Genomic DNA, 20,975 nt, shown 5'->3' with positions numbered 1-20,975 from the left:
ATCTCGCGGAATAGTTGGGGATGCGGCAGCCGACGGTTCAAGCTGCCGAAAAATTCGCCTTCAACGCGAAAAGTAGCGTAAAACGAGTACCCCCTCTTTCCTGCGCCGACTTCATTTGATAGTCGCAAGTCCAGAACAAATATAAGAATCGCGCAAATGTCTGAAGACTTGAACGTTCAATTCGGTACTCCACGGCTTCCGGAAAAGGTTGATGACTGGGAAAAAGGGCGTACACCTGAATCCCTTTCAGACCTGAACAAAGGTTTGGCAACGACTTTGTGTGAGCTGGATAAGCTGGCTCAGACCAAACTCATGCGCTACGCGCTGAGGGCAAAGAGCTACATCTGGGCAATGGACGAGGATGGCAAGATAGTCGTCGCGGTTGAAGAGTTGGCGATCGAGAAGCCTGAAACGATCTACCCCGGGTATCCACGGAGACGAGGTTTGAGGCATCCGTCTGAGGATAAGAAACTTGGTCATCCTACGCTCATCGGTGAGGGACATGCCAGGATTGCGGGCGAGCTTGCATTCGACGAGGATGAGAACGATGCCCTCCATTGGGTGATCAACGCAAACTCCGGTCGGTATTGCCGACAAAAGCCGCCAAAAAAGGAACAAATCGATCTCGTTGCCGACCGATTCAGGGAACTAGGGGTTGATGTAGTCGTTGACTACGACTAGCGTGTTCTGTAAGGGAGCGCGCTTAATTCTTGCGCAAGGTTCTTGTCGCATAGTGCGATAGCGTTACACGCTCATGGAGTGAGCCATGTCTGAAGACGTAAAGATTTTGATCTCCCGACTGGGCACCTTCCGCCCTAGCGATCGGTCAGTTCTTGGCCGTCATTTCGATGATGCGTCCACGCGACAGGTTGCGGTCGATGCGGTGAAGGAATTCGTCTTGATCTGGGAACGAGCAGACTGGCTTGAGGCTTATTCGATCGAGCGCATTGGGAAATGGATCGCCAAGTATCAACCGGAGGCGATCGTAGCGCTCTTCGACAACTGGTCTAAAGCGAACCCGACTGCTGCCCGTGCAGCACTTACTCGTGGCATAGAATTGGGCCGCATCGAGCGTCTCGAGTTCGCCTGATCTAGCAGCCTCGTAGTTCTACCTTAGTAAAGGCTCCGCATGCGGAGCCTTTTTTGTTGCTAATCTCTATTCGGTTCCTGAACCGGACCTATGAAGGTGTACTGTCTCGTACCATCGTCCATCACAATGCCAGATGATTAAAGACGATTGCGATCCATCCGCGTCTCAACTCGGAAATGCCCTTTAAAGATCAAAGAGGTTCATCTGAAGCCCTTCTAATTCAGCAATAATGCGCCCCTTTGTTTTGGAGCTTCGAAAGAGTTGATAGTGCGCGGTGCTTTTCACGTTGGCGCATGCGTTAGCCACGAGCGTCAAGGCCTCCAAAACGAGCTTTCGAGCCTCGTCATCGACTGGCAACGGGGCCTTCTTTTGCGTGAGGATCAAATGAGCAGCGTACAGCACGAACCAATGGCCGTAGACAAGATACTGATGCTCGCCTGTCGGTGGTTCAATCACATCTCGTTGCCGGGAAGCATAGGCGTCACGCATCTCCTCAATCAACCGATAGAGCTCGACCAGACGGCATAGGTCATCGATGACGTGATGCTCGTGGAAGATCACATTGAAACGCTCCCCAAAAATAGTGTCGGAATCGGCTTTCGCCCGATCAGGTTCACCCAATTCATACGAGAGCAGTATCTGACCCAGCTTCAGCGCATCAACACGCTTCTTGGGGTCACGGTCGGCGTGCATGTTGCGCTTGCGTTCGAAAAAGTAGCCGCGGTCGTGGAAGGCAATCTCAAGTTTTTTCAGAACGGAGTGGTTGGCCCTCAGATCGCGAGCCTGGATGCGCGCCTGGCTGTTGGTCGCGACGGCAACCCTTTCAGTTATGTCACTTCGTGCCGTGGCGTAAACGCGCACCATCAACACAACGTTCTCAAACGCCTCAGGTGATTTCTTGTAGGCTTCGAGGAGCGAGTGCGAGGTTTGAGCGCCGTTCACGATCTGGAAGTCTTCAATCCGGATTACGGGATTCGAGTGCCCCTTGTTGAAAGCATAGCCCTTGCAAGTGATCGTAATGCCGTTGTTTAGATACCAGAACAAATGGCTGTCATCTGAGACTGCCGTTTGGATGATATTGCTGTTGTATCCGCCATTCGCCCCGAGGAAGATTCTCAGGTTCTCGTCGAACAAATGCCGCTTGATTGACTTCTTGTCGGAGGTTTGGATCATTTCGACAAATGATCGTGCGTCAACAGACGCTATGACCCCGCGGATATCTCCGTCGGTTCGTTCGAATGCTTCTTTCCCGATTACCTGAAGGCAACCAATTTCGCGTTCTCGGCCGGTTGACCCGATGTCACGCATTATCTCGGCCGGACCGTAGACCTCGTAGTCAACGCTAGGCATAGAATTCAACGTGCTGTCGAAGATTGATTTAGCAGAAGGGGTCAATCCCTTACCGTTGCTGCAGAAGACGACGCGATAGCGGCAAATGACACCGTTTTTGTGGAGTTGCCAAATTCGCGCCACGGCTTCAGTCAACTGAAGGTTTCCGGTTTTTAGCAGCCGATCTTCCCTGTCGAAAAGCCCATGAAGGAAGGCCCCAATTCTCAGGACCTCCCCGTCATTGATCGTTCGATCGGTTGATGCCAATGAGGTTCGATGTTTCGATTGAAAAATGAAGACTTCCGCTCGGTCCTCGCGCTCGAGGATTTCTATGGCATCCACACCGAGATCGTTGCCCCCGTCAACGATCATTTCCGGATAGTCTGACGACCTGTCCGGGAAATACTGCTCCAGCACGAGGTAAAGAAAAGCAAGTGATGGCCCTTGAAGCCCGTAGCGAGCCATTGCCGTAGATACTCTCGCTTCGACGATATCCCATTCGATTGGTGAAACGGCAGGCATGTAGCTAACTCGATTGAAGGTGATTTGGATTTACACGCCTTACTGGAAGACTGCACAGTACCAATATGATTAATTCACGAATTTCGTTAAATCCTGGCACTTCTACCTATTTCATACGCGATAGCCGAAGAAGGTTGTTCAGTTGGCGGTCCCAAACATGGCATTCACGAACCGATCCTTCTCGGTCAGTTGTTCGGCGGAGCTACCTCGGGTGAACATCAAGGTTCGCCACGCATTTCGCCCGCTGACGACAATTGTCACCTCGACATTGGCATCTGATGCTCTCGTTGAAATCCCCGTCGCTCGTACCCCTGGCATGCCGTTCACTTGCACTGGTCGCCACTCGGAGTTGATAGTGATCTCCGACGCGATCGCATCCTTGATGGCGTTCGCGTATGTCGTGGTATCAACGTTATCCGAGGGAAGCGTCTCGTGGCCGAAGATAGCCTCGGAAAGCAATTCACTTGCGACGAAATAGAATGCGCTCCCACTGTCGGCATCGACAGGCTGAGGCTGCCAGGATTTGCCTATTGTCGCTGACTTACTCGTCACGGGGCTAACCCAGGTCTGAGTGGCTGTGAGATTGTTCGCGGCCCTCTTGTCCTCTGTCCGCAAGATGGTGTTGCCGATGAGAAGGGCTGCAACCAATGCAACGGCTATGCCGAGGCGCAGTCTACCCGGGGTGGCGACGATTGATGGATTGCCCTCGTCGTAGCTGGCTGGGCGGCCAGACGCTAGGCGACGGTACTGGGCAACCTGGGTGAAGAGGGCGACAAACGGAATACCCATCCCGAGACCCGCGATCCACACCTTGAACTCTCGGGTTAGGTAGAACCAGAACCGACTGCTTCCTGGCGGAACGGGGACCTGCACACCGACAATGGCCTTGCCTGGTGTGCTGCCGAGCAATGTCATGCTGACCGCAAGCAATAAGGCGACCAGAGGCATAATCATGAGGCTGAACAGAACTTCGTTCATGGCTACGAGTTTTATGTAGATGTCCGGCGCATACACGGCTGACCAGAGGCCGATCCCGAACCCCAACAATGGTACGAAGAGCAGGTTGTCGAAGAACCTCGCCCAGAACCGCGGCCAGGGTCGCGAGGTAAGGACAACACCAGGTTTCGTCGCAACAGGCTGGAACGCAGGGGGCGGGAAGTTGGGCGGGATGGCCGATGTTGGGAGGGGAGGTGGCGTGACGAAGACGTCCGCGAAGTCGGGATGTTCGCCCGCAACCTTCCAGTTCGTCATACCGTCGCGCCATACATACGCTTGAGGGACGATTTTCCCGCTTTCGATCAGGCCGCGGATTTCCTCTTCGCTGGCAGGTCCCTTACGTTCCTGTCCTATCGTGTAGTACCAAATCGCCATGCTTCTTGCGCCCTCTGCCCGGGAAAGGTTTAGCAAGGGCGGACCAACCCGTAAAGTTGCATAATAGGCGGGCTTTGAGGTTCACCGCCGATGGCCATGGCCAGTCACTGGCGGCTTTGATCTATTCGTTGACGAAATAGTACCCGTCGATCTTTTTCTCCCTGACGGCACCGAACAGGTTGCCACGTTCAAGGTGGGCCTCGAGATCGGGGTCCTGTTCCCAGGCATGATCGATCAGGCACCAATCGAGATGGAAGTGATCACCGTCTTTCGAGGCGAGGACGCCGACCCCCTTGGCGGTTTCGCCGAGGTATTTGGCGACAGTAGTCAGGTTCAGGAGGCCCGTCCTCCTCGTCTGCTCGCCCTCGGGGCCGGTGGTCTGCATTCCAGGAAAGAACGGCGAGAACATAAAACTGCAATCGGTAGGCGGGAATGCGAAACGATAGGGGCGTTCGAATTCGCCATTCTTGGCTTGGTTGATAACGAGGTCCAGTCGTTCCTTGGCCGCCCTCCAGCCCGACCTGGGCAGTTTGGCGAATTCGATGAGGATGCGGACGTAGTCACTACCGCTGTCCGGGTTTTGGATGTGGTCGGCAAGACGGTTCATGATCGGCGACAGGTCAGTCTGGGCGGCATCGTCGAATAGGCGGTCCAGCGCCTTGTGCGATGTCGGCGTTGGTAGCGCCTCGTCTGACATGTAGGCAGCGAGGATGTCCGCCTCGACAACGGTCACCTTGGCATCCGAGAGCGCTAGAAGGGCATTCTGCCGATACTCCAGGTACCGCCGCACCTCCTCGGGAACCGCAAGGGTCTTGACGACATGGCTGTAGGTATCCCGCTCGAATACGTGGATGAAACCAGCGGTCTGGCTAGCATGGTACTGAATGCGCCGACAATCTTCCGGCAGTGACGGACCAGCGGCATAGAGGATGATCTTTTCGATATGCTGGATATCATCGCCACTCACGTCGTGCCGCTGCCCGCGCTCATTGGCGATCGAGATCGAAGCGTGCTCGTTCAAGAAACGGAGCGAGTCCTTGATCTGCCGTACTGCAGTCCGCAGGATTGCGTCCTTGAACCAGCGCCTTTCGGCTTCGGGATCGTCCTTTGGTTCGGCCCGCTCTTTCATCTGGATGATGAAGGCCGTGTCGCCGAGCCAGACGAAGCTATCGGCGAGTTCGAGTTCCTGGCCAGGCCGCGGCGAAAACTGGTTCTGTGAGAACGTGAACTCTTTCCAGAAGGTGGAGCCGTTCAGTTGCGCGGTGAATTCTTCGAGGGTCATGCGGTGCCTGGAGTTCGAGATCGGTCGCCTAGACATAAGTCCGAATGACATCGTGCTCAACAATGCGAACCGGGTGATGTCACAGTTTCGGCTTATGGACGGCCTGCGATGTGAGGATCAAGCTTGAGTCAGCCTTCAACCGCCCAAGCTCCTACCCCTGGAGCGGCGCAACAAATTTGCATTGATGCCTCAGCGACAATTCATATTGAGGAAGGGGCCCTCGGCTGAGCCGTATGGCTTCCCGCCACTTGGAAGTAAATCAAAGACTTGGAATGAGGAAAAGCAGGTTTTGATCTCGGGGACAAATCTATTGAAACGTCAGGGACAAAACAGCGCTCGTAGGGACAAACCTTTTGAGCGATTCCATGAAGCGTCAGGGACAAAACAGCGCTCGCTGGGACAAACTGGTGACTCCGACGAAATTCGAGAGTGCCGGCTCCAAATTAAGAACGTCACTCGACGACGGAGCACGATTCAAGAGTATCAAACACCCCCAAACACCGTTTCTCTAATGAAAACAACGATTGGCGGGACAATCGCTTTGACGAAAAAATCATCGAGTCTGACGAACTAGAAAGAAATGGTGGGCCCGGAGGGACTCGAACCCCCAACCAAGCGGTTATGAGCCGCCGGCTCTAACCATTGAGCTACAGGCCCTGCCCCGGTTGCAGCCGGTATCCCGCCGGCCAATGGCAGACGGCGGTGGACTGGCTCTAGCGGAAAACGGGTTTTCCCACAAGACGTCGCCGCAATCCCTACACAATCAATCATCATGAAGGGTGGCAGGGACGAGACACAACCGGAAAGAACCCATCCATGACCTCAGCCTATCTTTTCCGCCGCCTCAGGACCGCCATGCTGGCGACTGCCTTTGCGGGCATCGCAAGCGCGGCGGCCTTCGCGCAGGATAACACGCCGCGCGAAGCGGTGATCACCGTTTACGGCGAGGGCCATTCGGAAGTGGCGCCCGACATGGCGATCCTGTCGTTCAGCGTCGTCAAGGATGCAAAAACCGCCCGCGAGGCGCTCGACGCCAACAACAAGGCGATGGCGGACGTGCTCAACGCGCTGAAGAGCGCCGGCATTGCCGAGCGCGATCTGCAGACCTCGGGCTTTGCGGTCAATCCGCAGTACCAGTATCCGGACAACAGCGATGGCGGCAGCCGCCCGCCGGTCCTGATCGGCTACCAGGTCGCCAATTCGCTGACCATCAAGGTGCGCGACTTGGCCAAGCTCGGCGCGATCATCGACCAGTCGGTGACGCTCGGTGTCAACCAGGGCGGTTCGATCCAGTTCACCAACGACCAGCCGGAAGCGACGATCACCGAAGCCCGCAAGCAGGCGGTGGCCGATGCCGTCGCCAAGGCCAAGGTGCTTTCGGAGGCCGCCGGCGTCGCTCTCGGCCGCATCATTGAGATTTCAGAGAACTCATCCCGGCCCCAACCGCTGCCGATGATGCGCACGATGGCAAAGGAATATGCCGCCGATGCCGTGCCGATCGCGGCGGGAGAAAACAGCTACAACGTCACCGTCAACGTCACCTTCGCGATTGCGCAATAATATCAGGTCGCAGACGACCGTGGAAAATCGGACCCCGCTTCGGCGGGGTTTTATTTTGGTGAACCCGTGATCATGGGGCAAAGCAGCGTCTCAATCCGGCCCCCATGCCCGGCCCCCATGCCCGGCCCCCATGCCCGGCCCTCATGCCCGCCCTTGTGGCGGGGTGCTTCATGCGGCCGGGCACAAGCCGGCAATAGGATGTCGTTGCGCCGCAGACTGCCCGACGGCGGCGATAAAACGGCGACGCCCCCCGCGGGCGAACCGCGAAGGGCGAGACTTTCCGCCGGCCGGGGGGCGACGAGGCGGAGAACCGCTGATGCCAGCGCCAAGGGCGGCGTGCCCTTAGCGGCCGATGACCGGGCAACCGCGTGCGTTGGCGAAGACGATCCGGCGGTAATCGCCGTGACGGCGGCCCTCGACCACGACGCGGCGCCGCGACACGTCGGCCACATAGGCCCGGCGCAGACCGTAGTCACGCGCCTTGTCGACGGCGAGCCAGGGAGCGCAACGGCCGCGACGCTCACGACCCCAGCCGTCACCCCAGTCCGGGCGATGGCGGCGATCCCGGCCCCAGTCGCGTTCGTCGCCATAGCCGTCGCGATCCCGGCCCCAGTCGCCTTCGTCGCCATAGCCGTCGCGATCACGGTATTGAACATCAACGGCGCCGCCGGAATGGATGCCGAATGTCAGCGTGTCGGCGACGGCCGGGGCGACCGTTGCGCCGAGACCCGTCAGACCGATGAAGCCGGCAAGTGCCAGTTTTGTAAGGATCTGTCTCATGAGTGTTTCTCCGTGTTGGGTCCAAAATTCAAACGTCCGCCCGTGGGTTTTCGTTTCGGGGCATGGAGGGAAGGTAAGCCGGGGCGGCTGAACGGAATCGGAACTCGCCGTTCATCGGCGGTTCAGGTGGCCGGGGCGCGGAACGAATCGCTCGAAGAGAAGCGTCGGGCTACAGCGCCGCGCGTCAAACATGACGCGCAAAAGGACGCTGTAGCATCTTGAAACTGCTGCATAATTTTATCCTTAAATCGATTGATTCAAGGAATTATGCAGGCTAGCGGGCGAGCTCTTTTTCGAAGACGCGAATGTTACGGTAGTGGCTGAGCCGGGTGACGGCGCCGTTTTCGAATTCGAAGACGAAGACGCTGGGGATCGAATAGGACTGGCCGCTGGCGGCGGGGAAGCCTGGCATGGTTTCGCGGTAGGTGCCGCGGGCGGTTGCGTCGATGGCGACGCGCTGGCCCAGCGCATCGTGCATGAGCACCATGTCGCCGAAGGTCTCGTCGAAATGTCGGAAATAGCTCATGACGCCCATGCGCAGCGGGCCGGCGCCTATGGTCCGCTGTCCGGTCAGCGAATCCAGCGCCACGTCCTCATCGAGAAAGGTGGCGAGCGTATCGAAATCCCGCTCGTTCAGGGCCTCCATGAAGCGGCTGGCTATCGTCTGCGCGTCGGTCAACGAACGTCCCCCTGATTGTCGAGCCGGAGCCTTGCGGTGACCGGCTGAGAATAACGCCAAAGCCCTGATTTTGTTCCGGAATGGAAACAGATACCGGGGCCAGACTGCACCGGCCGGTGGCCGCTTGTCCAGCACAAAGCCGACAATCACCGCCCGAGATGCAGGACGATCTCGCGCCGGTGCGGCCGGTCGCGGTGTTCAAACAGATAAAGCCCCTGCCAGGTGCCGAGCACCAGGCGGCCGCCACTGAGCGGAATGCCGATCGAGACCTGCGTCAGCGCCGCCTTGATATGGGCCGGCATGTCGTCGGGTCCTTCCGCCGTGTGGATGATCCAGCGCATCGACGGATCGCTCGACGGCGGCACCAGACGCTTGAAGAACTGGTCGAGATCTCGCCTGACGTCGGGGTCGGCATTCTCCTGGATGAGGAGCGAACAGGAGGTGTGGCGGACGAAGACGGTGAGCAGCCCTTCCTCCAGACCGCTCTTATGAACAAAGGCCTGCGCCTCGTGCGTGAATTCGTAGAGACCGGCTCCGCGCGTCGACAGGCTGATGATCGTCTGTGGCATGGCGTCCTTTTTCCGGGCCCTGCCCGCATTTCGTTCGTCAGGCAGGGTCACCGTTTTTCGTTCATCGAGCAGCCCTCATAGCTCCAGGAAGCTCTTGAAGCCACCATAGATCATGCGCTTGCCGTCGAAGGGCATGGTCCATTTGTCGCTCGCAAGCCGCGGGTCGGCCATGACCTTGGCGTTGATCTGATCGCGCTCCTCGCGCGAGGGATAGGTGATCCAGGAAAAGACCACGACCTCGTCGTCCTTTGCCTGGACGGCGCGCGGGAAGGAGGTGAGTTCGCCATAGGGCACATCGTCGCCGATGCACTCGACATAGGACAGCGCGCCATATTCCTTCCAGACTTCGCCGGCGGTACGGGCCATATCCTTGTAAGCCTCGATATTGCCCTTCGGCACGGCGACAATAAATCCGTCGACATAGTGCATTTGAGGTTTCCTCCACTGTGAACCATGCCAAGCGAAATGGAGCGGCAAGCCGGATCGTCAACCGAGGGGATAGAGAAAAGGCGGCAGTGTCTGCGGATCGCACGCATCGGCATGCGGCCACTCCTCGCACAGCGGCGGGATCTCGGGCTCAGCCTCCGGCGGGCGAATGGGACGCACGAAATACGCGTCGCGGCAGGCGTGCCAATAAGTGATGAAGCCCTCCAGCCACTGATCGTCGGCACCGGCAATGCAGAGCGGCAGCCAGACGGTAAGATCGTCGCTATCGCCGAGAACCGGCGGGATTTTCCGCGGTATCAGCTTGCCGGCGCAGTGCCCCTTGCGGGCGCAGCGGCGCAAGCCGCAGAAGGGGGATATCTCCATGTTGTTCACGGCCATGCGCGACAGCACGACGAACTGCAGAAACGGCATCTGCTTGCCCCACAGGATTTTACGCTGAACCGGCTCTTCCTTTTTTGTCTGCTCTTCCATGCGGACACACCTTCTCGTTCACGCGGCGTTTTTCGCCCGCGGCTTGACATTTTCTTCAGTTTGCCGGCCAGAGGGACGGCGGGATCGGCCGGGGCACATCGGGTGCCTTAGTGGGTAATAGTAGGTGACACGCGATGTGCCCCGCTTCGGTGTCTTTTGCCGCGCTTCTCAGGTTCTTCTGCGCTTCTCCTGTCACGAGAAGCCTCCAATGCCCCGGCCCGGCCGCTTATCCGCCAGGCCTTTCAATAGGTGGGGCAGGCCCTGGACCGGTGGACGGCAAAGCCGTCCGGCGGGGTGACCCGCCGCGGTGGGACATGCCCGGCACGCCCGGTTCATTTGCGAACCGGAGGAGAACCGCCTTTCACGCAGCCCCGGGGATTTCGCGCGCGTTTCGCCAAATCGTCCGGGCACCGGCCCCGCCTCGCCGGCAACGCAAACCGGTGTATCCGTGGCGGGACGAGGGGAGTATGGCACGGGTGCAAAGGGCGGGAATGAACGGGGATATTTTTGGGGTCACGGGCGGGCAAAAGGCCTATCGGGAGCGTCGCCAAGGCCACCATCATCGTACCGGGTTCGACGTCGCAAAAATTGCCGGACGCTGCACCCAATATCCGGGCCGCACCAATCAGTTGCAACCGCTCATCGCATATGTCAAATACGGCAACGGCATCGAGGTCATCCACATGCTGGGAAACCACGCGGCCCGATCACGCAAATTCATGCATAGCTCAGGTAAACCTTCCCTTGCATCTTCCCTGGACCCCAGCCGCCGTTGTCTTCGACATGGACGGTCTGCTTTTTGATACTGAGGCGCTTTACCAGAGAGCAATTGCTGCGGCAGCGACCGAAGGCGGGCATGATTTAACTTCGGCCAGCAGCCTTATGATCGGTCGTCCCGTGGATCAGAGCCGACGCCTGCTCTTGGACCTCTACGGTTCGGCCTTTCCCGTGGATGAGTTCTTCGCGGCCATGTTCCGGCATTTTGATCTGATGGCGGCGACCTCTCTTACCTTAAAGCCGGGCGTGGTCGAATTGCTTGACACTTTAGACGATTTGCAGCTTCCTCGGGCTATCGCCACGTCGTCGGCTCATCATAGGGTCCAGGATCACTTGAATGCTCACGACCTGGGGGGGCGGTTTCACGCAATTGTGGGGCACGGCGACTATACTGCCAGCAAACCGGCCCCGGATCCGTTTCTGGTGGCTGCTGAGCGGCTAGGGTTCGAGCCACGGTTGTGCTTGGCCTTGGAGGATTCTCACAACGGCGTTCGATCGGCGTGCGCTGCCGGCATGATGACCGCGATGGTGCCGGACCTTCTTGAGCCTACGGACGAAATTCGAGCTCTCTGCAGCTTCGTCACCCGTGATCTGCATGAGGTCCGCCGGATTATCTTGAGTGCTACTGCATAATTCCTTAAATCGGAATCGATTTAAGGATAAAATTATGCAGCAGTTTCAAAGTGCTACAGCGTCCTTTGCGCGTCATGTTTGACGCGCGGCGCTGTAGGGAGTGAAGGTTTCGGTGTTCTCGCCCTGTTGATCGTCCAAAGCCGCCCCCATGCCTTGACGATCAGGAAGATCGGAATGGGGAAGCCGCCGTGAGGCACGCGGGAACGACGTGCTGCAAGGAGCAGGCGTCGCCCGCTGCGGGCCCACGCGACAGTGGTCGTGGTTTTTGCGATCAATGCGCGACCTCGCAGGCTGCCGACATCAGTTCTTCGGGGTTCAGCGCCCGGCAGACGTTTCGGCCTTCGTCTTCGACTTCCGTGAAGCTCCAGCGCACGACGCCTTCGCGATCGAGCAGGAAGTGGCCGACAAGCTGCATGTGGCCGGCTATCCGCACCTGTTGATCGGCTTCCATCATTTCGTAGCCATCCTTTTGGTTGAGAAGGTCGCCTGCCGTGGGCGGGTCCATCGGTTCGGGCAGTTCCGGCAGATCGACCCGCATGGTCATGACCTCGTCCATTCCGACCTTGTTTGGCCAGACGGTCTCATTCTGCGTGAACTCGACGATGGGCAAGCCGAAGGCTCGGTGCGAAGTTCGCGCGGGGTCGGACGCGGCAAGGAGATCGGGTATCGGATGGTAACGAAAATAGAGGCGCGCGCGCTCGACCGGTGTGTTGACCACCGCCAGAGATTCGATGCCTTTTTCGCGCAGGGCCGGGTTGAGTTGTGCCATCGCTGCGACATAACGCCGGCAGAACGGACAATGCAGGCCTCGAAACAGACCGATCAGCAACGGGCTGCGTCCGCGAAAATCATCAAGTGTGATCTTCCCCTCACGCGAGATCGCATCCAGCATGATGTTCGGGACCCGGTCGCCCGGTTGTAACAGGTGATCGACAGAATGTGTGGACATGGGCAACCTCCTCGCCCTGGTACCAGCCGGGAAAAGGCGCACGCTTCAAGGCCGAGCCCGCTGGCGCAAACGTTTGCTCGAAGACGAAAGAGCACTCGGCTCCGCGCCGAGGGCGACATCAAGCGCTGCACGGCCTGACCTTTCGCCTAACCGGCAAGAGAATGGCCCCACATCGGCTCATGAGCAAGCGTAAACAGCGAGACTGAACGAACTTCCGGGCACGCGTCTGCCCCTGTTCAGCGTGTCGAACCACAGTAACACGACACTGGCCGCCTCACCCCTCTACCCTGCCGTGTACCCCCCCCTCAAGGGCAGTTCCATGTGGAGCGAAGGCGATCGCGGCAAGCTACCTCCTCTCCCCCCGGGGAGAAGTGCCGAGCGTAGGCGAGGCGATGAGGGGGTTTTCGGCGTTCGGCGCCAGCGGCCCCCTCATCCGGCGCTGCGCGCCACCTTCTCCCCGCTGGGGAGAAGAGGAAATTGGCTCGCATCCTTCAGCCTCAATGGCCAGACAGGACGAGCGTTTGCACCGGGAGCAGTACGGCCTGCATCCGCAGGATCATGGCGTGCACGAGCCCGACCGCGTCGACGACATGAAGAAACAGCCATCGCAGCGTGCCGATGTTTTCGTCTGCGAGGGCATCGTGGTTGTTGCTATAGGCATTGGCAATGCAGCTGCTTCCCGGCGGAATGCCTTCCAGTTCCCCGGGATAGAGCGGCTCCAGAAAGACGGTCAGCGTTCCCGGCCGGCCCATTTGCTGCACATCGACGAGTTGATCCGTCGGCCGCAACTGTCCGGTGGCGATGACGTCCTGGACACCGGTGACGACCATCGGAATGATGGTGAAGGGCTTGCCGACGCAGGTCGCTTCGGCGATCATTCCGGGCTTCATCACTTGCGCCTCGATCTGCCCGAAACCGGCGATGAGGGCTACCCGACCCGCCTCTGTCGGCACGAGAATACCGGCGGGCCGCAGCATCGAGTTGACGACATCGCCGGGCCGCAGCGTAAACTGCTGGACGGAGCCGGCGACGCCGGCCCTGACGAGCGTCTTGTCGAGGTCGACCTGCGCCTGTGCCCGGGCGGCTTCGGCACTTGCCTTTTGCGCCGGCAGCAGGACGGCGATCTGCGTCTCCAGGGTCTTTTTCTTTGCAAGTGCTGCATCGACCGCGCCCTTGCGGCCGTCGATGGTTGTCTGCAGGCGGTCGACCTCGCGCTGGGACACGGCGTTGCTCTTCAGAAGCTGCGCCTTCATCTCGTATTCGTCCACCGCGGTCTGATAGGCACCCCGAGCCTCCGTGATCTGGCCATCGGCGCCGGCAAGCTCGGTTTCAGCCACCTGCGTCTCGGCAACGATTTCCGCAATGCGCCGGCGGGCGGTCTCCATGGCGGCTTCCTGCTGGGACCCGTCGAGCCGGAACAGCGGTGCCCCCGCTTCGACCTTCTGGTTGTTGCCGACATAGACCTCATCGACGCGCCCGACCGTTTCCGGCAGGATCGTCACCGTGCGGAACACGGCCGTGACGTGCTTGGTCGAAGGGTGGAAGTAGAAGATCAGCGTGATCAGCGAAATGGTCAGGAGCAGACAGGCGGTAATGCCCCAGCGCAGCTCATACCATACGGTGTAGAAGGTAATTTCGCGGCCGATCCGCTTACCCTGGGCATAGCGGCGAAACAGATAGTCGGGGAAGACCGTCAGCAACGAACAGAGCATCAACTCGAACATGGCTCAGATCCCTCCCCCGTGCGTTTCCGTCCTTTGCGCCGGCTCGCTTGCCTCGACCGGCTCTTCAGCCACCACCGCCGGATTCTCTGCCGTTTCGGCATCACGCCCGGACAGTTTCGCCAGCGACTGGGCAATCGAATGGAGCGGCGACGAGAAATCGGGAATCTGGATGAAGGCCAGGAGCAGGCCGGCTATCCAGTAGATATGGTTGTGCGTGAAAAGCGAGATCAGGGCCAGAATGGCGACGATTTCCATCTGCACCTTGCTGGTCCGGTGCGCCCGGCGCTCCGGAAAGGCATGAAGCTGAAAGTAAAAATTGCCAAGGACGAGGACGCCGATCAGCAGAAAGATCACGACCGCGTTGAAGAGGTAATCGGTTTGCCCAGGCTCGGTGATGAAGACCGGCAAGTGGTCAGTTGCGGCAGGATGAAGCGTTTGCGCCATTGCATTTCCCCCCTCTGAAAAAGCGCCCGAGTGTCCCAGATGGATGAAACGGATCCCGCAGGTCTGGCGAAGCCGATTTCAGCGCGATCCGTGTCCCGTTACGCCCCCGCCGCCAGTGTAGCGTGCTTCCGATTTTTTAGCGATGGGGCGGCGCCGCACGACAGGCGGTGGCGGCAGGACGAGCAAGACGGGAACGGCGGCCGCAGGCACCCGGTGCCTGCGGCCGTGCAAGGTTGTGGCGGGCCGCTCAGCCTTCGTTGCCGTTCTCGTAATTTTCAGGCGGACGGGCGTTGACCGCGGGTTTCGGCGATCGTGCGGGTTGATTGCGGGCGCAAGGGACATAGATCAATCGCATAGCTCAAGGGAGGGAGAAGAGCATGCAAAAGATCACGCCGTTTCTCTGGTTCGACGACCGGCTCGACGAGGCGCTGGAGTTCTACACGTCGATCTTCAAAAATGCGAAAGTGACCTATCACAAGCACGGACCGGACGGGAAAACCTTCACCGCCGCCTTCGAACTGGAAGGCCAGGAATTCATGGGGCTGAACGGCGGTCCGCATTATCACTTCACGCCGGCCATCTCCTTCTTCGTCAAATGCGCCGACCAGGCAGAGGTCGACTATTATTGGGAGCGGCTGCTGGAAGGCGGACATCCGCAGCAATGCGGCTGGCTGACCGACCGCTTCGGCGTCAGCTGGCAGATCATTCCCGATGCGCTGATGCAGCTTCTGAACGACCCGGACCCGGCCCGGGCCAGACGCGCCACCGACGCGATGATGCGGATGGTGAAGATCGACGTGGCCGGGCTGGAGAAGGCTGCGGCAGGCTAAAGCGCCGCGCGAAAGCCTCACCCCTCCATGTCCTCCTTCAGCCGCCCGAGCAGGTCCACCGCCTGGGCGGCATAGGGACCGATCCAGCGGTCGTGGATCTGTTTGATCGGCAGCGGATTGAGATAGTTCCAGCGCTCGCGGCCCTCGCGTTTAACGATGACGAGGTCCGCCTCCTCCAGAACCTTGAGATGCTGCATCACCGTGCAGCGGTCGAGGCCCGGAAAACGCGCGCATAATTCGCCCGTCGTTTGCGGGTGATCCTTCAGCATATCGAGCATCGCACGCCGGCTGGAGGCGGCCAAGGCTTTGAAGATTCTGTCGTTTTTCTCATCGATTGACATGTTATGTTTTTATAACATAATGGAGCGGAGAACAAGCCGGAACAGGAAAACAGGAGGAAAGATCATGGAACTGAAATTCAAGGTCGCCGGCCGGATCGCCAAGCCGGTCTCAGAGGTTTTCGCGGCGGTCGTCGATCCCGCCCAGTTGTCTCGTTATTTCACCACCGGCGGCGCCAAGGGCCGGCTCGAGACCGGCGCCACCGTCACATGGGATTTTCACGATTTTCCCGGCGCCTTTCCGGTGAAGGTGGTCGATGTCGTGAAGGACAAGAAGGTCGTGCTGCAATGGGCGGCCAATGAAGGCACGGCCGAAACCGCAGGTTACGATACGACCGTCACCATGACCTTCGAGCCCGTCGATAACGGCCGAACGCTGGTGACGATTTCCGAGGAAGGCTGGCGCGAGACGGCCGGCGGGCTCAAGGGCTCCTACAGCAATTGCGAGGGCTGGACAGGGGCTCTCTGCGCCATGAAGGTCTGGCTGGAGCATGGCATCAATCTGCGCGAGGGATTCTACAAGTAGCAGATCGGGCGGCGCGGCGGGTCAATCCGCGGGAAACTGCCGAGCCTTCCATTGGCCTTTGGGAACGGCACCGCCGATCGCGAAATTGAACGCGGTGATCGCGTCGGCTTCGTCGTTTACCGTGCATTGAAAATCGACGTCGTACCAGGCCTGGCCGCTGCGATAGGCGGCGCCAGTCGCATTCAGCGTCTGGCCCGAGATCGGTGACGCGTCTTTCGACGGATCGAAGAAAAGCCCTTCCGGCACCGTATCCGGGCTGGCGCGCCTGATCTGCTCGAGCGCCTCGATCATGCACATCTGCACTATCCGCCGATCTTTCGGCAGCTTGCCGAGAGCCTGGCGGACGCGCGGATCGGAGAGCGCCTCGGCCGAGTAAATTTCCTTGGCTTTCCTCATGTCGGATGAAGGCTTGGGGCGCTCGCCCGACGACTTGCCCCTGACGATCGCGGTCTCTTCCGAACCATCGGGCCTGGTTTCAGGCTTTGCCGTTTCCGCCGTCGGCACCGTCTGCTCGATGGCAGTTCCTTCGTTGATGCTCTGCCGGACGGTTGCCGTCTGCGGCAGGTCAAGTTCGGGCGGCTTGGCCGTTTTTGCCGTCTCCGCCAATTTGGCGTCCTGTTTCGGCTGCTGGCCGGTCCTTGCCGGCCTGTCTGATTCGGCCTGCGACGCCGCGTCCGGCGCACCGTCGGCTTTGTCCTCGGACGGCGTTCCGGCGGCGGGCTCCTTCTCGCCCTGTTTCGAGGCGGACTCGAAGGCCTGCGGCAGGCTCCTGCGAGCCTCGGCAGCTTTCTGTTCCGACGTCGCCTTGGCAGGCGGCTTTTCCGCAGGCTTCTGTGCTTGCCTTTGAGCCTGTTGCCGGGCGGGTTTTTCCACCTGCTTCTCGGCCGGTTTCTTCTCGGGTTTCTTCTCCGGTTTCTTCTCCGGTTCCGGCACCATCTCGACCTTGACGGTCTCCTCCTTCTCCGGCTCCGGCGCGGCGGGCGGCAGGCGGAAGAGAAGCAGTGCGGCAATAGTGACATGCAGCGCAACGGAGGCGAAAAGCCCCGCACCAAAACTTCCCCGCCGTTTTTCCAGTGTCTGCTGCATGAATGGGTGGATACGGCCGGATACTGACCGGAGCATGGCCGGCCGGAGATGGGAAGGACGGAATTCGGCCAGCCCGAGGGCCGGCGTGGTGTTCAGTAGCACGCGGCTTCACGCGTTCCTAGCGAGCGCGAAACATACGCACGTACCCCGCTCAACCCTCGTTGTCGGATATCTCGAAACGGTCGGGATAGAAGGCCAGATGATCCTTGATGGCGCTCATCGCATCGTACGGCGCCTCGTAAGACCAGATGGCATTCCGCAGCCGTTCGCCGCCGGAAGGCAAGCTGAAATAGGAACAATCGCCCTTGTAAGGGCAATAGGTGGCGTGATCGGTCCTCTCCAGCAGCGCCATATCAACATCGGCGCGCGGAATATACTGCACCGGTGGATAGGAGGATTCCCGCAGCGTCAGGGCGTTGCGGCTGTCGGCAAGGGTCTTTCCGCCCGCCTTCACCACCACGCGGCCCGGGTTCCGCGTGATGGTGATTGGATGGTCCGGACCAGGTATCCTGATCGGTTTTTCGGACATATGGTTCTCCTCGCCCGGCGCAGGTTTCGTCATTGCGGTTTTGTCCGGGCGGTCAGGCTCGCCCTAGCCCAGCGAATTGATGAGTTCGCGGTAGGCTGCCTCGGGGAAGGCCTTCAATGTGCGGGTGCGTACATTGCCAGCCGTCCCGATAGACAGGGCGAACCGCGCGGCAACAGCGTCGTCGGGCGCTTCGCAGACCGCCACCATGTCATATTCGCCCATGGTCAGGTAGAAATCCTTGAACGAGCCGCCCATATCACTCAGCAGTTTCTTCGCCGCGTCGAGACGCTTCGGCGACTCGCGTACGGTCTTCACACCTTGGTCCGTCCAGTTGATCAGCATGATATACATGGTCATAGCACACCTCCCATGCGGCACGACCGTGAAAGTGGCGCCGCGATTGACGCCTCCGCCTCCGCCTCATCGGACAAACCATCCACAACGCGGACGGCCGATTTCACTCAACAGAACGCACGCGATGAAAGCTCGAGGTATTGGCAAGCAGAGAAGTATAGTCCTGTCGGCCTGAGGGAACAAGAAAGACGAAGTCATCGGAAGAGTGAGCAGAGCGAGCGGGGGGCGACCGATTGGAGGCGGAATTGACCGACCTCAACGGATGAATGGCGCCGATATCAACAGCTTGCGACTTGACGAAAAAACCCGGCCAGTTTTCACCGACCGGGTTCCATTTTTTCAATCGACTACCGCTGTCGTTTAGCTATCAAGGAAGCTCCGCAGCTTGCGCGAGCGGCTCGGGTGCTTGAGCTTGCGGAGCGCCTTGGCTTCGATCTGGCGGATACGTTCGCGGGTGACCGAGAACTGCTGGCCGACTTCCTCGAGCGTGTGGTCGGTGTTCATGCCGATGCCGAAGCGCATGCGCAGGACGCGCTCTTCGCGCGGGGTGAGCGAGGCGAGAACGCGGGTCGTCGTCTCGCGCAGGTTCGCCTGGATGGCAGCGTCGATCGGCAGCAGCGCGTTCTTGTCCTCGATGAAATCGCCGAGATGACTGTCTTCTTCGTCACCAACCGGCGTTTCGAGCGAGATCGGCTCCTTGGCGATCTTCAGGACCTTGCGGACCTTTTCGAGCGGCATGGCGAGCTTTTCGGCCAGTTCCTCCGGCGTCGGTTCGCGGCCGATCTCGTGCAGCATCTGGCGCGACGTGCGGACGATTTTGTTGATCGTCTCGATCATGTGCACCGGAATGCGGATCGTGCGCGCCTGGTCGGCGATCGAGCGGGTGATCGCCTGCCGGATCCACCAGGTCGCATAGGTCGAGAACTTGTAGCCACGACGGTACTCGAACTTGTCGACTGCCTTCATCAGGCCGATATTGCCTTCCTGGATCAGATCGAGGAACTGCAGGCCGCGATTCGTATATTTCTTGGCGATGGAGATGACGAGGCGCAGGTTGGCTTCGACCATTTCCTTCTTGGCGATGCGCGCTTCGCGTTCGCCCTTCTGCACCATATGCACGATGCGGCGGAATTCGGAGATGGAGATGCCGGTTTCCGTGGCGAGATTCTGGATCTCGGCGCGGATGTTGCGGATCATCGTGTTCTCGTTCCTGGCAAATTCCTTCCAGCCCTTGGCCGCAAGGTTCGCGATCGACTTCATCCAGTTCGGATCGAGCTCGGCGCCGGAATACTGCTCGAGGAAACTATCGCGCTTGACGCCGTAGGATTCAGCCAGACGCAACAGGCGGCCTTCGTTCTGCACGAGGCGCTTGTTGATGTCGTAGAGCTGCTCGACGAGGCTGTCGACGCGGTTCTGGTTGAGCGACAGCGACTTGACCGCCGTGATCAGCTCGTCCTTCAGCTCCTTGTAGCGGCGCTCCTGGGCGGGCGACAGCGTGCCGGTCGCCTGGAGGCGGGCTTCGACCTGCTGGTCCTGCAGCTTCCTGAGCTTCTTGTAGGTCTCGGCGATGGTGTCGAGCGTTTCCATGACCTGCGGACGCAGTTCCGCTTCCATGGCGGCGAGCGAGAGGTTCGATTCGTCGTCGTCCTCTTCCTCTTCCTCCGGCGGCAGGCCTTCGCCGCCGACATTGGTGATGTCGTCGTCGCCAGCGCGCGGCCGGCGGTTCTTTTCCTTCTCTTCGGCAGCCTTGCGGTCGGCCTCGATCTTTTCCGGGCTCTGGAACTGCGGGGCGGCCTTTGCCTCCGGACCGGAATAGGTGGTTTCGAGATCGATGATCTCGCGCAGCAGCGTGTTGCCTTCGTTGAGTTCGTCGCGCCAGATGATGATCGCCTGGAAGGTCAGCGGGCTCTCACAGAGACCGGCGATCATGGTTTCGCGGCCAGCCTCGATGCGCTTGGCAATGGCGATTTCGCCCTCGCGCGACAGAAGCTCGACCGAGCCCATTTCGCGCAGGTACATGCGGACCGGATCGTCGGTGCGATCGGTCGGCTCCTTCTTTTTCGCAGTCGCTACGGCCGTGCCGCCGGACGGGGCAAGTTCGCCGCCCTCGCTGTCGGCGTCGGCGTCGCCGTCTTCTTCCTCGGCGGCCGCAGCGCCCTCTTCGGTTTCTTCGTCCTCGACGACATTGATGCCCATTTCGTTGAGCATCGCCATGATGTCCTCGATCCGGTCGGGATCGACCTGATCGGACGGCAGAACTTCATTCAGTTCGTCCATGGTGACGTAGCCGCGCTTCTTGGCGGCCTTGATCATTTTCTTGACCGCGTCATCCGAGAGATCGAGAAGCGGGCCGTCGGGTGCGCCTTCGCGTTCGGCTTCTGCTTCTTCGTTCTCTTTGACTTTGGTTGCCATGTATTCGTCGCTTTCCTTGGACAGCATTCAACGCGTGAGCGGTGCAAAACTTTTTCGAGGCTCGGGCGCGTCAATCGCTCCCACCGCGAATCATTACCCCTGACGTAACGGGATGACCTTTAATTCCTGCTTAACCACGATAGTCACACCGAGGTTAGACCGGCCAGCTGCGACAGCGTCGCCGGTTAGACATCATTTGCATGATGATCGTATCCGCCGTACCCATTTCACCTACTGTATTAGAAATGGTGATTCCCACAATTTTCGGTCCCG

At 59.5% G+C, this 20,975-nt stretch carries 23 protein-coding genes and 1 tRNA gene; 7 read left to right on the top strand and 17 right to left on the bottom strand.

What is annotated here, in order from left to right; genetic code table 11:
• Positions 1-156 precede the first annotated feature (156 nt).
• On the top strand, positions 157-681 hold the full coding sequence (locus ACSQ2W_RS14320; RefSeq protein ID WP_436086843.1) for a hypothetical protein: 525 nt from the start codon (positions 157-159) through the stop codon (positions 679-681).
• Positions 682-766: 85 nt separating this feature from the next.
• Positions 767-1,090, top strand: coding sequence for a hypothetical protein (locus ACSQ2W_RS14315; RefSeq protein WP_436086842.1), 324 nt, complete (start codon positions 767-769; stop codon positions 1,088-1,090).
• A gap of 183 nt (positions 1,091-1,273) precedes the next feature.
• Here the strand turns inward: ACSQ2W_RS14315 and ACSQ2W_RS14310 are convergent, their stop codons facing one another.
• From ACSQ2W_RS14310 to ACSQ2W_RS14295, 4 genes are all read right to left on the bottom strand, one after another.
• Positions 1,274-2,941: an AIPR family protein gene (locus tag ACSQ2W_RS14310; protein ID WP_436086841.1), complete on the bottom strand. Its 1,668-nt coding sequence runs from the start codon at positions 2,939-2,941 to the stop codon at positions 1,274-1,276.
• A 138-nt stretch (positions 2,942-3,079) separates the two neighbouring features.
• Entirely contained in the window at positions 3,080-4,312 is a 1,233-nt protein-coding gene (locus tag ACSQ2W_RS14305) for an RDD family protein (RefSeq protein ID WP_436086840.1), read from the bottom strand.
• A 121-nt stretch (positions 4,313-4,433) separates the two neighbouring features.
• A complete protein-coding gene (locus ACSQ2W_RS14300; protein WP_436086839.1) occupies positions 4,434-5,594 on the bottom strand; it encodes a hypothetical protein in 1,161 nt (386 codons plus the stop codon).
• A gap of 581 nt (positions 5,595-6,175) precedes the next feature.
• Positions 6,176-6,251 (bottom strand) — tRNA-Ile (locus ACSQ2W_RS14295).
• A gap of 159 nt (positions 6,252-6,410) precedes the next feature.
• Between ACSQ2W_RS14295 and ACSQ2W_RS14290 the strand changes: the two genes are divergently transcribed.
• A complete protein-coding gene (locus ACSQ2W_RS14290) occupies positions 6,411-7,154 on the top strand; it encodes an SIMPL domain-containing protein (protein ID WP_436086838.1) in 744 nt (247 codons plus the stop codon).
• Positions 7,155-7,496: 342 nt separating this feature from the next.
• On the opposite strand, the gene ACSQ2W_RS14285 is transcribed toward ACSQ2W_RS14290, so the two are convergent.
• From ACSQ2W_RS14285 to ACSQ2W_RS14265, 5 genes are all read right to left on the bottom strand, one after another.
• Positions 7,497-7,934: a hypothetical protein gene (locus tag ACSQ2W_RS14285; protein ID WP_436086837.1), complete on the bottom strand. Its 438-nt coding sequence runs from the start codon at positions 7,932-7,934 to the stop codon at positions 7,497-7,499.
• A 274-nt stretch (positions 7,935-8,208) separates the two neighbouring features.
• Complete coding sequence (locus ACSQ2W_RS14280; protein ID WP_436086836.1) at positions 8,209-8,613, bottom strand: ketosteroid isomerase-related protein; 405 nt, start codon at positions 8,611-8,613, stop codon at positions 8,209-8,211.
• Positions 8,614-8,759: 146 nt separating this feature from the next.
• Positions 8,760-9,182: a secondary thiamine-phosphate synthase enzyme YjbQ gene (locus tag ACSQ2W_RS14275; protein WP_436086835.1), complete on the bottom strand. Its 423-nt coding sequence runs from the start codon at positions 9,180-9,182 to the stop codon at positions 8,760-8,762.
• A 75-nt stretch (positions 9,183-9,257) separates the two neighbouring features.
• Positions 9,258-9,611: a DUF1428 domain-containing protein gene (locus ACSQ2W_RS14270; protein WP_436086834.1), complete on the bottom strand. Its 354-nt coding sequence runs from the start codon at positions 9,609-9,611 to the stop codon at positions 9,258-9,260.
• 57 nt (positions 9,612-9,668) lie between these two features.
• Positions 9,669-10,100 (bottom strand): hypothetical protein, encoded by a 432-nt coding sequence (locus tag ACSQ2W_RS14265; protein WP_436086833.1) that lies wholly within the window; start codon positions 10,098-10,100, stop codon positions 9,669-9,671.
• A 467-nt stretch (positions 10,101-10,567) separates the two neighbouring features.
• Here ACSQ2W_RS14265 and ACSQ2W_RS14260 point away from each other — a divergent pair, with 467 nt between their 5' ends.
• A complete protein-coding gene (locus ACSQ2W_RS14260) occupies positions 10,568-10,903 on the top strand; it encodes a hypothetical protein (protein ID WP_436086832.1) in 336 nt (111 codons plus the stop codon).
• The gene (locus tag ACSQ2W_RS14255; protein WP_436086831.1) at positions 10,884-11,510 is read left to right on the top strand and encodes an HAD family hydrolase; all 627 of its coding nucleotides are present in this window, start codon (positions 10,884-10,886) and stop codon (positions 11,508-11,510) included. Before ACSQ2W_RS14260 ends, ACSQ2W_RS14255 begins: the two co-directional genes overlap by 20 nt.
• Positions 11,511-11,781: 271 nt before the next feature.
• On the opposite strand, the gene ACSQ2W_RS14250 is transcribed toward ACSQ2W_RS14255, so the two are convergent.
• The 3 genes from ACSQ2W_RS14250 to ACSQ2W_RS14240 form a co-directional block, all read right to left on the bottom strand.
• Positions 11,782-12,459: a peroxiredoxin-like family protein gene (locus tag ACSQ2W_RS14250; protein WP_436086830.1), complete on the bottom strand. Its 678-nt coding sequence runs from the start codon at positions 12,457-12,459 to the stop codon at positions 11,782-11,784.
• Between the two features lie 497 nt (positions 12,460-12,956).
• Complete coding sequence (locus tag ACSQ2W_RS14245; protein WP_436086829.1) at positions 12,957-14,183, bottom strand: HlyD family secretion protein; 1,227 nt, start codon at positions 14,181-14,183, stop codon at positions 12,957-12,959.
• A gap of 3 nt (positions 14,184-14,186) precedes the next feature.
• Complete coding sequence (locus ACSQ2W_RS14240) at positions 14,187-14,627, bottom strand: hypothetical protein (protein ID WP_436086828.1); 441 nt, start codon at positions 14,625-14,627, stop codon at positions 14,187-14,189.
• Between the two features lie 377 nt (positions 14,628-15,004).
• On the opposite strand from ACSQ2W_RS14240, the gene ACSQ2W_RS14235 reads away from it, so the two are divergent.
• The gene (locus ACSQ2W_RS14235) at positions 15,005-15,457 is read left to right on the top strand and encodes a VOC family protein (RefSeq protein ID WP_436086827.1); all 453 of its coding nucleotides are present in this window, start codon (positions 15,005-15,007) and stop codon (positions 15,455-15,457) included.
• A 17-nt stretch (positions 15,458-15,474) separates the two neighbouring features.
• Here the strand turns inward: ACSQ2W_RS14235 and ACSQ2W_RS14230 are convergent, their stop codons facing one another.
• Positions 15,475-15,798: an ArsR/SmtB family transcription factor gene (locus ACSQ2W_RS14230; protein WP_436086826.1), complete on the bottom strand. Its 324-nt coding sequence runs from the start codon at positions 15,796-15,798 to the stop codon at positions 15,475-15,477.
• A 64-nt stretch (positions 15,799-15,862) separates the two neighbouring features.
• Between ACSQ2W_RS14230 and ACSQ2W_RS14225 the strand changes: the two genes are divergently transcribed.
• A complete protein-coding gene (locus ACSQ2W_RS14225; protein WP_436086825.1) occupies positions 15,863-16,321 on the top strand; it encodes an SRPBCC domain-containing protein in 459 nt (152 codons plus the stop codon).
• Between the two features lie 21 nt (positions 16,322-16,342).
• Here the strand turns inward: ACSQ2W_RS14225 and ACSQ2W_RS14220 are convergent, their stop codons facing one another.
• The 4 genes from ACSQ2W_RS14220 to rpoD all read right to left on the bottom strand — a co-directional run bounded on the left by ACSQ2W_RS14220 (position 16,343) and on the right by rpoD (position 20,702).
• Entirely contained in the window at positions 16,343-17,509 is a 1,167-nt protein-coding gene (locus ACSQ2W_RS14220; RefSeq protein ID WP_436086824.1) for a DUF930 domain-containing protein, read from the bottom strand.
• Positions 17,510-17,558: 49 nt separating this feature from the next.
• On the bottom strand, positions 17,559-17,936 hold the full coding sequence (locus tag ACSQ2W_RS14215; protein ID WP_436086823.1) for a DUF427 domain-containing protein: 378 nt from the start codon (positions 17,934-17,936) through the stop codon (positions 17,559-17,561).
• Positions 17,937-17,999: 63 nt separating this feature from the next.
• Positions 18,000-18,293, bottom strand: a complete 294-nt coding sequence (locus ACSQ2W_RS14210) for a GYD domain-containing protein (protein WP_436086822.1) — start codon at positions 18,291-18,293, stop codon at positions 18,000-18,002.
• 357 nt (positions 18,294-18,650) lie between these two features.
• Positions 18,651-20,702: an RNA polymerase sigma factor RpoD gene (gene rpoD / locus ACSQ2W_RS14205; RefSeq protein ID WP_436086821.1), complete on the bottom strand. Its 2,052-nt coding sequence runs from the start codon at positions 20,700-20,702 to the stop codon at positions 18,651-18,653.
• Positions 20,703-20,975: the final 273 nt, after the last annotated feature.

Source organism: Pararhizobium sp. LjRoot255 (genome assembly GCF_964252905.1).
GTDB lineage: Bacteria > Pseudomonadota > Alphaproteobacteria > Rhizobiales > Rhizobiaceae > Pararhizobium.
Note: the sequence above shows the minus strand (reverse complement) of the source record. Positions and strands in the feature narration are given on the sequence as shown.

Coding starts and splice junctions, on each gene's coding strand:
- ACSQ2W_RS14320 (WP_436086843.1), top strand. CDS start 157: ATGTCTGAAGACTTGAACGTTCAATTCGGTACTCCACGGCTTCCGGAA.
- ACSQ2W_RS14315 (WP_436086842.1), top strand. CDS start 767: ATGTCTGAAGACGTAAAGATTTTGATCTCCCGACTGGGCACCTTCCGC.
- ACSQ2W_RS14310 (WP_436086841.1), bottom strand. CDS start 2,941: ATGCCTGCCGTTTCACCAATCGAATGGGATATCGTCGAAGCGAGAGTA.
- ACSQ2W_RS14305 (WP_436086840.1), bottom strand. CDS start 4,312: ATGGCGATTTGGTACTACACGATAGGACAGGAACGTAAGGGACCTGCC.
- ACSQ2W_RS14300 (WP_436086839.1), bottom strand. CDS start 5,594: ATGACCCTCGAAGAATTCACCGCGCAACTGAACGGCTCCACCTTCTGG.
- ACSQ2W_RS14290 (WP_436086838.1), top strand. CDS start 6,411: ATGACCTCAGCCTATCTTTTCCGCCGCCTCAGGACCGCCATGCTGGCG.
- ACSQ2W_RS14285 (WP_436086837.1), bottom strand. CDS start 7,934: ATGAGACAGATCCTTACAAAACTGGCACTTGCCGGCTTCATCGGTCTG.
- ACSQ2W_RS14275 (WP_436086835.1), bottom strand. CDS start 9,182: ATGCCACAGACGATCATCAGCCTGTCGACGCGCGGAGCCGGTCTCTAC.
- ACSQ2W_RS14270 (WP_436086834.1), bottom strand. CDS start 9,611: ATGCACTATGTCGACGGATTTATTGTCGCCGTGCCGAAGGGCAATATC.
- ACSQ2W_RS14265 (WP_436086833.1), bottom strand. CDS start 10,100: ATGGAAGAGCAGACAAAAAAGGAAGAGCCGGTTCAGCGTAAAATCCTG.
- ACSQ2W_RS14260 (WP_436086832.1), top strand. CDS start 10,568: ATGGCACGGGTGCAAAGGGCGGGAATGAACGGGGATATTTTTGGGGTC.
- ACSQ2W_RS14255 (WP_436086831.1), top strand. CDS start 10,884: ATGGACGGTCTGCTTTTTGATACTGAGGCGCTTTACCAGAGAGCAATT.
- ACSQ2W_RS14250 (WP_436086830.1), bottom strand. CDS start 12,459: ATGTCCACACATTCTGTCGATCACCTGTTACAACCGGGCGACCGGGTC.
- ACSQ2W_RS14245 (WP_436086829.1), bottom strand. CDS start 14,183: ATGTTCGAGTTGATGCTCTGTTCGTTGCTGACGGTCTTCCCCGACTAT.
- ACSQ2W_RS14240 (WP_436086828.1), bottom strand. CDS start 14,627: ATGGCGCAAACGCTTCATCCTGCCGCAACTGACCACTTGCCGGTCTTC.
- ACSQ2W_RS14235 (WP_436086827.1), top strand. CDS start 15,005: ATGCAAAAGATCACGCCGTTTCTCTGGTTCGACGACCGGCTCGACGAG.
- ACSQ2W_RS14230 (WP_436086826.1), bottom strand. CDS start 15,798: ATGTCAATCGATGAGAAAAACGACAGAATCTTCAAAGCCTTGGCCGCC.
- ACSQ2W_RS14225 (WP_436086825.1), top strand. CDS start 15,863: ATGGAACTGAAATTCAAGGTCGCCGGCCGGATCGCCAAGCCGGTCTCA.
- ACSQ2W_RS14215 (WP_436086823.1), bottom strand. CDS start 17,936: ATGTCCGAAAAACCGATCAGGATACCTGGTCCGGACCATCCAATCACC.
- ACSQ2W_RS14210 (WP_436086822.1), bottom strand. CDS start 18,293: ATGACCATGTATATCATGCTGATCAACTGGACGGACCAAGGTGTGAAG.
- rpoD (WP_436086821.1), bottom strand. CDS start 20,702: ATGGCAACCAAAGTCAAAGAGAACGAAGAAGCAGAAGCCGAACGCGAA.